At 62.9% G+C, this 14,777-nt stretch carries 11 protein-coding genes; all 11 read left to right on the top strand.

From position 1 onward, the window contains the following. Window positions 1-1,229, top strand: a 1,229-nt coding sequence (locus JX325_RS06310; protein ID WP_204790308.1) for a carbohydrate ABC transporter substrate-binding protein, incomplete at its 5' end; no start/stop codon positions are given. A 110-nt stretch (window positions 1,230-1,339) separates the two neighbouring features. Then, the gene (locus JX325_RS06305) at window positions 1,340-2,215 is read left to right on the top strand and encodes a carbohydrate ABC transporter permease (RefSeq protein WP_204790307.1); all 876 of its coding nucleotides are present in this window, start codon (window positions 1,340-1,342) and stop codon (window positions 2,213-2,215) included. Window positions 2,216-2,227: 12 nt separating this feature from the next. Continuing rightward, window positions 2,228-3,118 carry a carbohydrate ABC transporter permease gene (locus JX325_RS06300; RefSeq protein WP_204790306.1) on the top strand — a complete coding sequence of 297 codons (891 nt, stop codon included), beginning with the start codon at window positions 2,228-2,230 and terminating at the stop codon, window positions 3,116-3,118. A 9-nt stretch (window positions 3,119-3,127) separates the two neighbouring features. Beyond that, window positions 3,128-3,334 (top strand): hypothetical protein, encoded by a 207-nt coding sequence (locus tag JX325_RS06295; RefSeq protein WP_204790305.1) that lies wholly within the window; start codon window positions 3,128-3,130, stop codon window positions 3,332-3,334. A gap of 12 nt (window positions 3,335-3,346) precedes the next feature. Further along, window positions 3,347-5,515, top strand: a complete 2,169-nt coding sequence (gene gnpA, locus JX325_RS06290; RefSeq protein WP_204790304.1) for a 1,3-beta-galactosyl-N-acetylhexosamine phosphorylase — start codon at window positions 3,347-3,349, stop codon at window positions 5,513-5,515. Window positions 5,516-5,614: 99 nt separating this feature from the next. Further along, complete coding sequence (locus JX325_RS06285) at window positions 5,615-6,976, top strand: acetyl-CoA hydrolase/transferase family protein (protein WP_204790303.1); 1,362 nt, start codon at window positions 5,615-5,617, stop codon at window positions 6,974-6,976. A gap of 149 nt (window positions 6,977-7,125) precedes the next feature. Beyond that, window positions 7,126-10,692, top strand: a complete 3,567-nt coding sequence (gene nifJ / locus JX325_RS06280) for a pyruvate:ferredoxin (flavodoxin) oxidoreductase (RefSeq protein ID WP_204790302.1) — start codon at window positions 7,126-7,128, stop codon at window positions 10,690-10,692. Between the two features lie 166 nt (window positions 10,693-10,858). Then, complete coding sequence (locus JX325_RS06275; RefSeq protein WP_204790301.1) at window positions 10,859-11,374, top strand: RNA polymerase sigma factor; 516 nt, start codon at window positions 10,859-10,861, stop codon at window positions 11,372-11,374. 1,836 nt (window positions 11,375-13,210) lie between these two features. Further along, window positions 13,211-14,005 carry a LytTR family DNA-binding domain-containing protein gene (locus tag JX325_RS06270; protein ID WP_204790300.1) on the top strand — a complete coding sequence of 265 codons (795 nt, stop codon included), beginning with the start codon at window positions 13,211-13,213 and terminating at the stop codon, window positions 14,003-14,005. Window positions 14,006-14,129: 124 nt separating this feature from the next. Beyond that, window positions 14,130-14,516, top strand: coding sequence for a BlaI/MecI/CopY family transcriptional regulator (locus JX325_RS06265; protein ID WP_204790299.1), 387 nt, complete (start codon window positions 14,130-14,132; stop codon window positions 14,514-14,516). Further along, window positions 14,509-14,777 (top strand): M56 family metallopeptidase (locus JX325_RS06260; RefSeq protein WP_243413954.1); only part of this gene is annotated, 269 nt, incomplete at its 3' end. The genes JX325_RS06265 and JX325_RS06260, both read left to right, overlap by 8 nt.

Raw genomic sequence — 14,777 nt, 5'->3', positions numbered from 1 at the left:
TCACCGTGGCGGCCCTGGCCTCCGGCTATGAGGAAGCCTATCCCGGCATGTGGCAGGAGGTCTGCGACGCTTTCACCGCCGAGACCGGCGTGAAGGTCAACCTGATCTGCGACAAGAACCTGGAAGACGTCATCGGGCCCTCTATGCAGGGCGGCGACTTCCCCGACGTCATCCACCTGGCCACCGGCCGTGAGAAGGGCCTCACCGAGCAGTTCATCAAGGACCGCAACATCGCCGAGCTCACCGACGTGCTGTCCATGACCATCCCCGGTGAAAGCGTGANNGTCTCCCACAAAATTGTCGGCGGCTTCACCGACACCTCCGTGACGAATCCCTATGGCGACGGCGTGACCTACCTGGCCCCCATGTTCTACTCTCCCTGCGGCCTGTTCTACAACGCGGGCCTCTTCGAGGAAAAGGGCTGGACCGTCCCCGCCACCTGGGACGAGATGTGGGAGCTGGCCGAGAAGGCCCAGGCCGAGGGCAGCTACCTCTTCACCTATCCCACCACCGGCTACTTTGACGCTTTCCTGTACGCCCTGATGTACTCCGTGGGCGGCCCCGACTTCTTCAACAAGGCCACCACCTATGCCGAGGGCATCTGGGACACCCCCGAGGCCCAGCAGTGCTTCGACATCATCGCCAAGCTGGCTTCTTACACGAACCCCGTCACCCCCGCCCAGGCCAATGACCAGGACTTCACCCAGAACCAGCAGCTGGTGCTGGACAACAAGGCCCTGTTCATGCCCAACGGCACCTGGATCGTCGGCGAGATGGCCGAGGCTCCCCGGGCCGAGGGCTTCCAGTGGGGCATGACCGCCCTGCCCGCCGCCAAGGCCGGCGGAAACGGCGCCAGCTACTGCTGGCTGGAGCAGGCGTGGATTCCCGCCGCCGCTCCCAACCTGGACGCCGCCAAGCAGTTCGTGGCCTTCCTGTACAGCGACGCGGCCTGCGCTATCTTCGCCAAGGGCGGCGCGGTGCAGCCCGTGCCCGGCCTGACCGACAACCTGGAAGGCGACAACAAGATGTTCTACGCCATCTATGACAACGGAGCCGACGCGGCCATGGGCAACTTCGCGGCCTACAACGCCGTGGCGGGCCTTGGCACCGTCCGCGAGGTCTTCCTGGACCCCGTCAACGGCCTGGTGAACGGCAGTGTGACCGTGGACCAGTGGGTCAGCGACATCAAGGCCGCCAGCGACCAGATGCGGGCCAACATCATGGGCTGAGCCCCGCGTCAAAAACCGCATAGTCCGTAATCCGTGGGCGGCGGCGAGTGTTTCTGCTCGCCGCCGCCTGTTTTACTTCCGCGATATGACCCGAAAGGAGTGGATTTCCTATGCGCAGCAGCAAGAGCCGGGGGCGGTTCCTGACCCTGTGCGTCGCCCCGGCGGTGATCCTGTACTTCGTATTCATGATTCTGCCCACCCTGAATGTGTTCCGCATGTCCCTGTTTGAGCGGGGGGCCTACTCGCCCACGGAGACCTTCGTGGGCATGGCGAACTTCCAGGCTCTGGCGAAGGACGTGAAATTCATCACGGCTATGCAGAACACGATTCTGCTGATCGTCACCGTGACGCTTATCACCTTTTTCTTCGCCATCGCATTCGCGGCGATTCTGACCCGGGAGAAAATAAAGGGGCAGAACTTCTTCCGCATCGTGTTCTACATTCCGAATATTCTCTCCGTGGTGGTCATCGCCGGCATCTTCTCCGCCATCTACAAGCCGGAGAACGGCATGCTGAACAGCATCCTGTCCTTCTTCAAGGGGGAGACNGTCATGGTCCTCTGGAAGGNCCAGCCCATGGTCATCGTCAGCGTCATCATCGCCATGGTCTGGCAGGCCATCGGCTATTATATGGTCATGTACATGGCCTCCATGTCCGCCGTGCCTGAAAGCCNCTACGNGAGCGCCGNGCNGGACGGCGCGGGGCGGNTGACCCAGTTCTTCCAGCTGACCCTGCCTTTGATTTGGACCAACATCCGTACCACGCTCACCTTCTTCATCATCTCCACCATCAACATGGCGTTCCTGTTTGTCAAGGCCATGGTGGCTAAGGGCATGGCCGATGTGGGATTGAGCTTCATGTACGCCCAGAAGGACGCCGGGCTCTACGGCTATTCCATGGCGGCGGGCGTGGTGATTTTCCTGTTCTCCTTCCTGCTGTCCGCCCTGGTGAACTGGGTGACGAAGCGGGAAGTGCTGGAAATGTAAGGGGGCGAGGATATGACGAAGGAAAAGAAAGGCATGTCCGGCGAGACGCTGTATAAAATCTTCATCTATGTGGTATTGATTACCCTGGCCGTGGTCATCATCGTGCCGGTGGCCTGGGTGTTCCTGGCCTCCATCAAGCAGAACAGCGAGTTCTACGGAAACCCCTGGGCCCTGCCCGCGGGCTTTTACTGGCAGAACTTCGCGGAGGCGTGNANCGCCGCCNNCATGGGCAGCTATATGCTCAACTCCGTCCTGGTGACGGCCCTGTCCCTGGTGCTGCTGCTGGTGATTGCCCTGCCCGCGGCCTACTGCCTGGCCCGGTTCCGCTTCCGGGGGAGCCGGTTTTTGAACACCTGCTTCATGGCGGGGCTNTTTATCAACNTGAACTACATCGTGNGGCCCATTTTCCTGATGCTCCGGGACGGGGACGCGTGGCTGAAAAACCTGGCGGGGAACGGCTTTTTGCTGAACAACCTGGTGGTGCTGGCGGTGGTGTATGCCTCCACGGCCCTGCCCTTCACCATCTATCTGCTCTCCGGCTACTTCGCCACCCTGCCCCACGACTTTGAGGAAGCCGCCTACATTGACNGCGCGGGCTATGGACAGGCCATGATCCGCATTATCTTCCCCATGGCCCAGCCCTCCATCATCACCATCATTCTCTTCAACTTCCTCTCCTTCTGGAACGAGTACATCATCTCCATGACGCTGATGAGCAGCGCCCAGGGGCAAAAGACCCTGCCCGTGGGCCTTTTGAANCTTATGCAGGCCCAGCAGTCCTCGGCGGAATACGGCATTCTCTACGCGGGCCTTGTGCTGGTGATGCTGCCCACGCTGATTCTCTACATGTGCGTACAGAAGAAGCTGACCCAGGGCATGACCGTGGGCGGACTGAAAGGATGAGGTGACGGTATGAAATTTTGGAAAGAGCACATGGGCCTCCGGGCGCTGTTCATCGCGGGTTTCTTTTTCGCGGGGCTGGCCCTGGTCGTCTTCGGCTGGACCCTGACGGGGCAGATGAAGGGCCTGGGGCTGATGATCCTGGNCGTGATTCTGCTGCTGGCGGCGCTGCTGGTGTACAACAAGCCCTTTGAGGGNGACAAAGGCNCTGGCCTCTAAGGAGNGTAACGCATGAGTGATTTACAGAACAAGGGCCGGGTGNCCATTNCCACGGACGTGGACGTGGTTCCCGAGACGCTGGCCCTGCTGGAGCGCTGGGGGGCCGACGCCATCCGGGACTGCGACGGCNCGGACTACCCGGAGGAATTGAAATCCGTGGGGGCCAAGGTCTACGCCACCTACTACACCACCCGGAAGGACAACGCCTGGGCGAAAGCCAACCCCGACGAGGTCCAGCAGTGCTACATTATGACCGCGTTTCACACCGCCTCCGGCGGGCCGCTGTCCATCCCTCTTTTGAAGGGCGTCAGTGAGGAACTGCTGAAGGTCAACGACCGGGACNACATCAAGCGCTGNTGGGNGGTCATGGACCGCACCGCGGGAGCGCCCCTGGCTCCGGAGAAGTGGGACTACGACGCTGAAAGCGGCGCGGTGGTGATTCCCGCCCCGGAGGCGTTCCACGACTACACGGTCAGCTTCCTGACCTATCTTATCTGGGACCCGGTCCACATGTACAACGCCGTCACCAACGACTGGAAGGACTTCGAGCACCAGATTACCTTCGACGTCCGCCAGCCCAAGACCCGGAAGTTTACCATGGAGCGGCTGCGGAAGTTTATAAAGGACCACCCCTATGTGGACGTCATCCGCTACACCACCTTCTTCCACCAGTTCACCCTGATTTTCGACGAACTGAAACGGGAGAAGTACGTGGACTGGTACGGCTACTCCGCCTCCGTGTCCCCCTATATCCTGGAGCGGTTTGAGAAGGAGGCCGGCTACAAATTCCGGCCGGAATTTATCATCGACCAGGGGTATTATAACAATCAGTATCGGATTCCCTCCAAGGAGTTCCAGGATTTCATGGCGTTCCAGCGGCGGGAGGTAGCGGCCCTGGCAAAGGAAATGGTGGACCTCACCCACGAGCTGGGCAAGGAGGCCATGATGTTCCTGGGGGACCACTGGATCGGCACGGAGCCCTATCTGGAGGAGTTCAAGTCCATCGGCCTGGACGCCGTGGTGGGAAGCGTGGGCAACGGGTCCACCCTGCGCCTCATCTCCGACATTCCCGGCGTGANGTATNCGGAGGGGCGCTTCCTGCCCTACTTCTTCCCGGACACCTTCCACGCGGGAGGGGACCCGGTGAGAGAGGCCCGGGAGAACTGGNTTACCGCCCGGCGGGCCATTCTCCGCAAGCCCATCGACCGCATCGGCTACGGCGGGTACTTGAAGCTGGCCTGTGNATNCCCGGAGTTCATCGATTATGTGGAGTCCGTCTGCAAGGAGTTCCGGGAGCTTTATGTCCACATCAACNGGGCCAAGCCTTACTGCGCCAAGACCGNGGCGGTGCTGAACTGCTGGGGAAGGGCCCGGTCCTGGGGCTGTCACATGGTCCACCACGCCCTGTATCAAAAGCAGAACTACTCCTACGCCGGGGTCATCGAGGCCCTGTCCGGCGCACCCTTCGACGTGCGGTTTTTGAGCTTCGATGATTTGAAGAACAACCCCCACGCCCTGGACGNGGTGGATGTTATCTTGAACNTCGGCGGCGGGGACACCGCCCACACCGGCGGGGCCGTCTGGGAGGAGCCGGAGGTATCCGCCGCGGTGAAGCGCTTCGTCTGGAACGGCGGCGGCTTCCNCGGCGTGGGCGAGCCCTCNGGCCACCAGTACCAGGGACGCTATTTCCAAATGGCCCCGGTGCTGGGAGTTGAAAAGGAGACGGGCTTTACACTGGGCTACGACAAGTACAACTGGGAGGAGCACCGCTTCCACTTCATCCTGGNGGACGCGGAGGGCCCCNTGGACTTCGGAGAGGGCCAGCGGAGCGTCTACGCCCTGGAGGGGGCGAAGGTGCTGGTCCAGCGGGACCGGGAGGTCCAGCTGGCGGTAAACGCCTTTGGCTCCGGCCGGGGGGTGTATATCTCCGGCCTGCCCTATTCCTTCGAAAACTGCCGCCTGCTCCACCGGGCGATTCTCTGGGCCGCCCATGGGGAGGACCGCCTGGAAAAGTGGTTCTCCTCCAACTGCCGCGTAGAGGTCCACGCCTATGTGGAGAGCGGACGCTTCTGCGTGGTGAACAACACCTGCGAGCCTCAAAGCACCACCGTTTTCCGTGGAAACGGGTCCGGGTTCCCGCTGGAACTGGCCGGGGGCGAAATCCGGTGGTATGAGGTTTAACGCTCCGCCCGGCCTCAGCGGAAAATTAACTCCAAAATTTTTGATAAACGCAAGCTGCTCTCAGACATGAAAGAGCCTTGAGAAACGGGGGAGATTGCGATGACTTTACCAACGCCGGTCCGAAAGGGGCGCGCTTCCGGCCTTAGCGGCTGGCGGCGGCAATACGAAGCGCTGCGGACGACCGCCGTACAGGCTGCGGAATGGATCCGTCCCGGGGACGCGGTGGCGGTCAGCGGCTCGGCCAACTGGCCCTATGCCGTGCACGGAGCCCTGGCGGAGCGGCTGCGGTCCCTGGCGGGACGGATCGAGCTGCTGTCCCTCTATGCCCCGCTGGACACCGCGCTGCTGGCCCCGGAGAACGCGGACCTGGTNTCCTATCAGGCCAATTTCTTCTCCGGCGAGCGGCTGCTGGCCAAACAGGGAAATGTCTGGTACGTCCCCGCCCACCTCAGCGCCACCGGGGACTGGATGTGCGCCCGGCAGCCCCGGGCGGCGGTGATTGCCTGCTCCCCTCCGGATGAAAACGGGTGGATGTGCCGCTCCCTCTGGGGGGCCAGCGTCCCCCGGGCGGTGCTGGAACAGGCGGAGACCGTCGTGGTTGTTGTGAACAGCGGACTCCCCTCCTTTTCCAGCGGCGGGGAGGGACACATGCTGTTTCACGTCTCGGAGGCGGACGCCATTGTAGAGGACAGCCGTCCCCCGGCGGAGCACCCGCCCGTCCCGGCGGGAGAGACGGACCGCCGCATCGCGGCGTACATCGCGGAGCTGATCCCCGACGGGGNCTGCGTCNAATTCGGCCTGGGGGGCCTGGCCAACGCTGTGGGCGAGTGCCTGGTGGACGCGGGAAAGCGGGATCTGGGGCTCCAGACGGAGGTTATCGGAAACTGCGTCATGGAGCTGATGAAAAAGGGCGTCCTGAACAACAGCCGCAAGCAGACCTGTCCGGGCCAGTCCGTGGGCGCTTACTTCATCGGGGACAAGCGCCTGTGGGACTTCGCCCGGGACAACCCGGCCTTTTGCCAGAAGGACATCCACTGGACCAACGATCCCCGCCGCATCGCTCAGAACGACCGGGTGGTCTCCATCAACAACGCCATGGAAATCGACCTCACCGGACAGGTCAACGCCGAGAGCGTAGGGCCCCGGCAGTACTCCGGCACCGGGGGCCAGCTGGAATGGGTGCTGGGCTCCCAGTGGTCCAAGGACGGGAAGAGCATCATTGCCCTCCGCTCCAGCTACCGTGACAAGGCGGGAGTCCTCCGCTCCAAGNTTGTTCCCCAGCTCCCGCCGGGAAGCACCGTCACCACCCCCCGCACCTGCGTCCAGTACGTGGTCACGGAATACGGCGTGGCGGACCTGAANTACAAAAGCGTTCTGGAACGGGCCCGGGCCCTCATNGCCATCGCCCATCCGGACTTCCGGGCAGAGCTGTCCCGGAATCTTTTGGGAACCCTCCTTTGAGGGTTCCCGTTCTTTTTTCCGGAACCCNCTAATCGGAANGNATTGGCAAACTCCCTCCTNGACAGTCTGATGTCTGCGTGCGATAATAGACATATGAATTTTACAGCCTGGTATCCAGCGGACCGGGCAGATGAGAGAAGGGGGATTTTATGAAACGCAAGACCATGGACGGCAACGAGGCCGCCGCCTACGCAAGCTACGCCTTTACCGAGGTCGCGACCATCTACCCCATCACGCCCTCCAGCCCCATGGCGGAGCATGTGGACACCTGGGCCGCCAACGGGATGAAAAACATCTTCGGCCAGAGCGTGCGCCTCATGGAGATGCAGAGCGCGGCCGGGGCCTGCGGGGCCATGCACGGCTCGCTGGAGGCCGGGGCCCTCACCACCAGCTACACCGCCAGCCAGGGCCTGATGCTGATGGTGCCGCCGCTGTACCGGATTTCCGGCCAGCTCCTCCCCGGCGTCATTCATGTGGCCGCCCGGACCGTGGGCACCAGCGCCTTCTCCATCTTCGGGGACCACTCGGACGTGATGGCCTGCCGCCAGACGGGCTTTGCCCAGCTGGCCAGCTCCTGCGTGCAGGAGTGCATGGATTTAGCCGCCGTGGCCCACCTCTCCGCCATCAAAAGCCGGGTGCCCTTTATGCACTTCTTCGACGGCTTCCGCACCAGCCATGAGATTCAGAAGATCGACGTGCTGGACTACGGGGACCTTGCCAAAATGGTGGACCGGGAGGCCCTGGACCGCTTCCGGGCCAACGCTTTAAACAGCGAGCATCCCCTGATGCGCTCCACCGTCATCAACCCGGACACGGCCTTCCAGCTCCGGGAGGCGGTGAACCCCTACTACGACGCGGTGCCCGGCATCGTGGAGGACTATATGGCCCGGATGTCCGCCCTGACGGGGCGGGACTATAAGCTCTTCAACTACTATGGCGACCCGGAGGCGGAGCAAATCGTCATCGCCATGGGCAGCGTCTCCGGCTGCCTCCAGGAGGTGGTCCGGTATCTCAACGCCCAGGGCCGCAAGGCGGGCTTCCTCCAGGTCCGGCTCTACCGGCCCTTCAGCGCCGCCCATTTCCTGGCGGCCCTGCCGGAGAGCTGCCGGCGGTTAACCGTGCTGGACCGGACCAAGGAGCCCGGCGCAAGCGGCGAGCCCCTCTATAAGGACGTCTGTTCCGTCCTCCAGCAGGGGAACCGCCGGGTCCAGGTGCNGGGCGGGCGGTACGGCCTTTCCAGCAAGGACACCACCCCCGCCCAGATGATCGCCGTCTACGACAANANGNCCGGGGAGCAAAAGGACCATTTCACCGTGGGCATCACTGACGATGTGACCCACCACTCCCTGCCCGTCGGGGAAAACGTGGTCACCGCCGACAGCCGGACCATCAGCTGCAAGTTCTGGGGCCTGGGCTCCGACGGCACGGTGGGGGCCAATAAAAACTCCATCAAGATCATCGGGGACAACACGGACCAATACGTCCAGGCCTACTTTGAGTACGACACCAAGNAATCCGGCGNCGTGACGAANAGCCACCTCCGCTTCGGCCACACCCCGATTCTCTCCACCTACTACGTCACCATGGCGGACTTCATCGCCTGCCACAATCAAAGCTACATCACCAAGTACGACATCGTAAACGAGCTCAAGGAGGGCGGAATCTTCCTCCTCAACTGCAACTGGTCCGACGCGGACCTGGAAGCCCATCTCCCCAACAAGGTCAAGCGCCTCCTGGCGGAGCGGAAAGCGAAGTTCTATACCATCGACGCGGGCGCCGCCGCCCAGGCCATCGGCCTGGGGAACCGGACCAACAGCGTCCTCCAGGCCGCCTTCTTCAAGCTCTCCGGCGTGCTCCCGGTGGACCAGGCGGTGGACTACATGAAGGCCGCCATCCAGAAAACCTATGGCCGCAAGGGCGACAAGGTGGTCCGCATGAACTGCGCCGCCGTGGACGCGGGTTTGGCGGGCCTCCATGAGATCGCCGTCCCCGCCGCNTNGNCAGCCCTCGCCGGCGAGTCGGAGGAGAANGACACCACGTCCCCCTGGTACGTCCGCACCGTCATGCGGGCCGTCAACGCCCAGAAGGGCGACCAGCTCCCCGTCAGCGCCTTCCGGGACGCGGCGGACGGAAGCGTCCCCATGTCCACCTCCAAATACGAGAAACGGGGCTTTGCCTCCCATGTGGCATGCTGGCTTCCCGAAAACTGCATCGGCTGCAACCTGTGCTCCCTCATGTGCCCCCACGCCGCCATCCGGCCCTTCCTGCTAAATGAGGAGGAGGTCCAAAAGGCCCCGGCGGACTACGTGACCAAGGAGGCCAGGGGCAAGGGCTTCGAGGGCCTGCGCTTCCGCATCCAGGTGGCCCCCCTGGACTGCACCGGCTGCGGCACCTGCGCCGCCGCCTGCATTGCCAAGGAAAAGGCCATCGTCATGGAGCCCATCGAGAGCCAGATGCCGGAACAGCCCAACTGGGATTACAGCCTCTCCCTCTCCCCCAAGGAAAACCCCATGAACAAGTTCACCGTCAAGGGCAGTCAGTACGAGCAGCCCCTGCTGGAGTTCTCCGGGGCCTGCGCGGGCTGCGGCGAGACGCCTTACATGAAGCTCCTCACCCAGCTCTTCGGCGAGCGCATGGTGGTCGCCAACGCCACGGGCTGTACCCAGGCGTGGGGCTTCAGCGTCCCCAGCTATCCCTATACCACCAAGCCCAACGGACGGGGCCCGGCCCTCTCCAACTCCCTCTTTGAAAACAACGCCGAGTACTCCCTGGGCATGGTCCTCAGCGTCCGCCAGCAGCGGCTCCGCCTCCAGCGGGCAGTCCGGGAGCTGCTGGAGGAGACGAAGGACGAGGCCCTGAAAGCGGCCCTCTCCGCCTGGCTGGAGGGCTTCGNGGACAAAGAGCGGACCATCGCCCTCAGCGACGCGGTGATGGACGCCCTGCAAAGCACCGCCGAGACCGGGGAGCGCGTCGAGGCCGTCCGCAAGGCCCAGGACCAGCTGGTTAAAAAGAGCATGTGGATGTACGGCGGCGACGGCTGGGCCTATGACATCGGCTACGGCGGATTGGACCACGTACTGGCCTCCGGGGAGGACGTGAACATCCTGGTGGTGGACACGGAGGTCTACTCCAACACCGGCGGACAATCCTCCAAGGCCACGCCCTTCGGCGCGGTGGCCCAGTTCGCCGCCGCGGGCAAGCGGACGGAGNAAAAGNACCTGGGGATGCTGGCCACCCAGTACCAGAACGTGTATGTTGCGTCCGTCGCCCTGGGGGCGGACCCCGCCCAGTACATCAAGGCCTTCCGGGAGGCGGAGGCCCACGACGGGCCGTCCCTCATCGTGGCCTACGCTCCCTGCATCAACCACGGCATTGTCAAGGGCATGGCCTGGGCCCAGGAGGAGGCCAGGCTGGCCGTCCGCAGCGGCTACTGGGACCTCTACCGCTACGACCCCAAGCGGAAGCTGGAGGGCAAGAACCCCTTCATGCTGGACTTCCAGGAGCCCCGGTATGATCTCCGGGAGTTCTTCATGGGCGAGGTCCGGTTCAACTCCCTCCAGCGGACCTTCCCCGAGGCGGCGGAGGCCCTGCTGGTGGAGGCCCGGAACCAGTGCCGCAACCGCTGGGCCCGGTATACCCACCTGGCGTCCCAGGACTATTCCCGTCTGCTGGACGTGCTGGAGAACTATCCCATCCACGCCCAGGAAAAGGAATAAACGCCGGCCGTTCCATCGCGCCTCCCCGTGCTTTCGGGCACGGGGAGGCGCTTTTTGACACCGCTTCAAATCCGGCGTACAATGGAATCCGAAAAAATTTTTTGAGTGCGTCACATTTTACCCCGCCGGAGCGTTTAAGAGAACAGAGACGAGAGGAGGCGGCGAGATGCTGGCATACCTGCAAGCCATCGACAACCCGGAGGACCGGACGCGGTTCGAGGCGATGTACAGCGCCTACCGGGGGCTGATGTTCCACGCGGCCAACCGTATCCTGCAAAATCCTCAGGACGCGGAGGTCGCGGTGCATCTGGCCTTCCTCAGTCTCGCAAACTGCCGCCTTCCCGCGGAGCTGGGACCCCAGGCCCGGCACCTGGCCGCCGTCACGGCGGAGCGGAAGGCCATCGACCTCTACCGGGCGGGCCGGAGGCGGTCCGAGGTGGAGCTGGAGGAGGAACAGTTCCCCGGCTGCGCCCCGCCGCCCTCCGACGGGACCCTGGCGGGGGCCATGGCGGCCCTGCCTCCCCGGTACCGGGAGGCGCTGCTGCTGAAATACTACAACGGCTATTCCGCCGCCGAGGTCGGCGAGCTCCTGGGGACCACGGCGGCGAACGTGCGCCAGATTCTCGCCAGGGCCAAGCGCAAGCTGGCGGAGGAGCTGGCGGAAAGGGGGGAAATCGTTTGAACATCACCGATGAGATGCTGTACGCCGCGGCCCCGGAGGCGGCGGAGCGCTGGCTGGATACCCTCCCGAAGCGGGAGGACTGCGGGCACGACTTTTCCCTGACCTTTGAGGCGTCCATGAGCGCCCTTCTGCGAAGGAGGAGGAAACGGCGCTGGAAGACCCTGACCCTGCTGGCGGCGGTCATCGCGGCCCTGGGGGCCCTGCTGGTGGGCGTGGGTGCGGAACGGAAGGACGACTACCGGGTCTACGCCGCCCAAGAGGAGGGCTTTGTCTCCTACCTGGTGCGGCCCAGGATAGAACAGGCGGAGCAGGACTTTCATCCCCTGACCCCCGGCTGGCTGCCGGAGGGCTTTACGCTGGAATCTCTTTCCGCCGAGGACGGTTCCTGTTCCTCCAAGTTCCGCAGCGATGCCGAGGGCGCGTCCTTTTATTTAAATCAATGGTCCGGCGAGGAACGCTCCGCGGTCCTTCTGGGGGAATATCAAATCGNACACGTGNACGCCGGAGGCGAGGATGCCGTATGGATTGCAAACCAGCCTGAGGAAGCGTGGAACGACACCCGTCTCCTCTTGTGGACNAACGGNCCTTACGCCTTCATCCTCTCCGGTGGAGAGGCCGGTTTGGACCTGGAGACGATGATCCGCGTTGCGGAAAATTTGAAATGGTAAAGGAGAATTACAATGCGCGGCAAACGGGAAATGAGAAAAAACTACACGCCCTTCGCGGCCGGTATGGTCACCATGATCCTGCTGTTTGGACTGGTCTCCGCCTCTCTGGCGGCCAACGACCCGCCCGCCGGGGGGCCTCAGCCCGGACAGGTGAGCGTGGGCCTCTTTGGGCGGGAGCAGATCGCCAAGGGCGAGACGCTGACCACCAGACAGGGCGGCACAGCTCCCAAGGTTATGGCGTACCCGGACAGCAAGGGGGAAACCCATTACTACATTGAGGCCACCGCCGCCGCAGACCTGTTCGACGTGGCGNTTGGAGCCCACTACCACGAGGAGCTGGAGCGGCTGGAGTTCGGCGGCAAGCCCCGGGTGGACGAAAACGGGGAACCCTATAAAGACGCGGACGGCAATCCTGTACTGGACGAAAACGGTAAACCGAAGTGGGGCTTCACCGATGTAATCCATGACTTCCCCATGCTGTTGAATCCCTCCGGCCAGATGCCCGCCGTCGGTGAAAACATTCCCGTAGAGGTAGGAGGATTCACCGTTACCGTGTCTTCCGGTCCCTACGAGGGCCCAGGCGCGGAGGAACTGTGGGAAAAGAAACGGGCGAAACTGCCGGTAAAGCCGGAGTACGGCATCACCCATGGCATGTTTACCGAGGTGGACCCAGCGGAAATCAACTTAGGAAGCTTTTCCGGCAAATCCATGGACAGCCAGCAATTCCAAGACCCGGGCGAGGTTGAGCATACCTTCGCGTTTACCACTCTGCTGGGAAAATACGCGGTCATCACCATGGAGAACACCGGCTCCTCGGAAGCCATGATCGTCTTGAACAGGCCTAACACCGTGGGCCGGGGCGAAGGTAACGAGTTTACCTCTATCCGCCTCCCGGCGGNAGAGANGATTACAAGGGTCTTCCGCATCGACGAAANGAAGTCCTNNGAGAACCGTCTCCAGCTCATTGCCAAGCCCCTGGGCCCCGGCGGGGTCAGCGTGAAGCTGACGGCGGAGCAGTACCGCAGCGGCGTGTGACCAGNCNCTGAAATCCCGTACAGAATGTATCAAATTTCCAGCCGAACCTAAAGGTATCACCTTTTCCCTCTTGCCTTTTTCTGACGGTTATTGTATAATATTGTTACAATAATCACAAAGGGGAGGGAGCCCCATGAGCGGACAGCTGGAGGATACCGTAGCCATCAGCCGGGAGATCACCCACGGTTACTACGCCGGGAATTTTGAGCCCTATTTATCCCGCCTCTGCTCGAAAAGCGTGTGGCTGGGCACCGGGGGACGGGTGCTGATGGGCGGCGACATCATCCGCGCCCGGCTGGAGGCCGGGGTGGAGCAGCGGACAAAAACCTATCAGATTTTTCAGGAGGAGTACACCCCTTTGTCCATCACCCCCCGCTGNCAGGCGGTGATGGGCGAGGTNCGGGCCTGTATTCCGGATCACCCGGAAGAGGACACCGTTACCGCCTCCTATACCTTCCTGTATCAGCTTATCGGCACGGAGACCAAGCTGGTGCTGCTCCACGCCAACTATGAATTCCTCCACCCCTTTTCCCTGAGCGAAAGCGGGCCCAAGCTGGAGATGTCCGCCTATCAGTTCGTCCGGGACGTGCTGATTGAGATTCCGCCTAAGAAGCGGCTGGCCGTCCCCTGCGGCAGCTCGACGCTGTTCATCCAGCCGGACATGATCTTCTACGTCCAGAGCCGGAACCGCAAGNCGGAGTTTCACTGCGCGGACAAAATCCTCCAGAGCGACCTCAGCATCAGCGAGGTCAACGCCATGCTGCCGGAGTCCTTCTGCCCCATTCACCGCTGCTACACGGTGAACAGCCGCTACGTCATGTCCATCCGGCGCTACGAGGCAGCCCTCATCACCGGGGAGGCCCTGCCCATCCCCTTCCACAACTACATGCAGGTGAAAGCGGAACTGNAACGGAAAATTACCGGATAACCCAACCCCGCCGGAAGGCCATGCCTTCCGGCGGGATTCTTTTTCTTCCCAGCCTCTTGACAATTGGCCTACACAGTGTTATCATAATTTTAGCCTACAACTTGTACGCAAAGGAGGATGCTTTATGAGCGCGCCGCAGATTTCCGACTCGGAGCTGGAATTGATGAAAATCATCTGGTCCGCCGGGGGAACCGCCCTGTACGCCCAAATCATGGAAACCCTGGCGGAGGAGGGCCGGAGCTGGCAGAAGAACACGGTCATCACCCTGCTGTCCCGGCTGGTGGACAAGGGCTTTCTCACCGTCCGCAAGCTGGGACGGCGGAACGAGTACGCCGCCGCCGTGTCCGAGGCGGAGTACCAGGCCGCCCAGACCCAGGTGCTGGTAAACAAGCTCTACGCCGGAAGCGCCATGGGGCTGGTGGCCGCCCTGATCCGGCAGGAGGCCATCTCCCCCGGCGACTACGAGGAGCTGAAACGCTTTTGGGAGGAGGAACGGAACGGCCATGGCTGAATATCTAAAGGTTCCGGTCTCCCTGTCCCTCTCCGGGTCCCTGGTCATCCTGGTCCTGCTGCTGTGCGGCCCCCTGCTCCGGGGGCGGGTCAGCCGCCGCTGGCAGTACTATGTCTGGCTCGTCGCCATCTTCCGGCTGCTGCTGCCCCTCTCGCCGCAAGCAAGCCCCATCGGAGCGCTGTTCCGGGAGCCGGAAGCCCCGCCCGCCGTCCAGGCCGCAGGTCCCTATGCGGCGGAAACGGTTCCCGCCCGGGCCGAAAC

Source organism: Oscillibacter sp. CU971, assembly GCF_905219725.1.
GTDB lineage: Bacteria > Bacillota > Clostridia > Oscillospirales > Oscillospiraceae > Oscillibacter.
The sequence above is the reverse complement of the archived record's forward strand: the minus strand, read 5'-3'. Positions and strand labels throughout refer to the sequence as shown.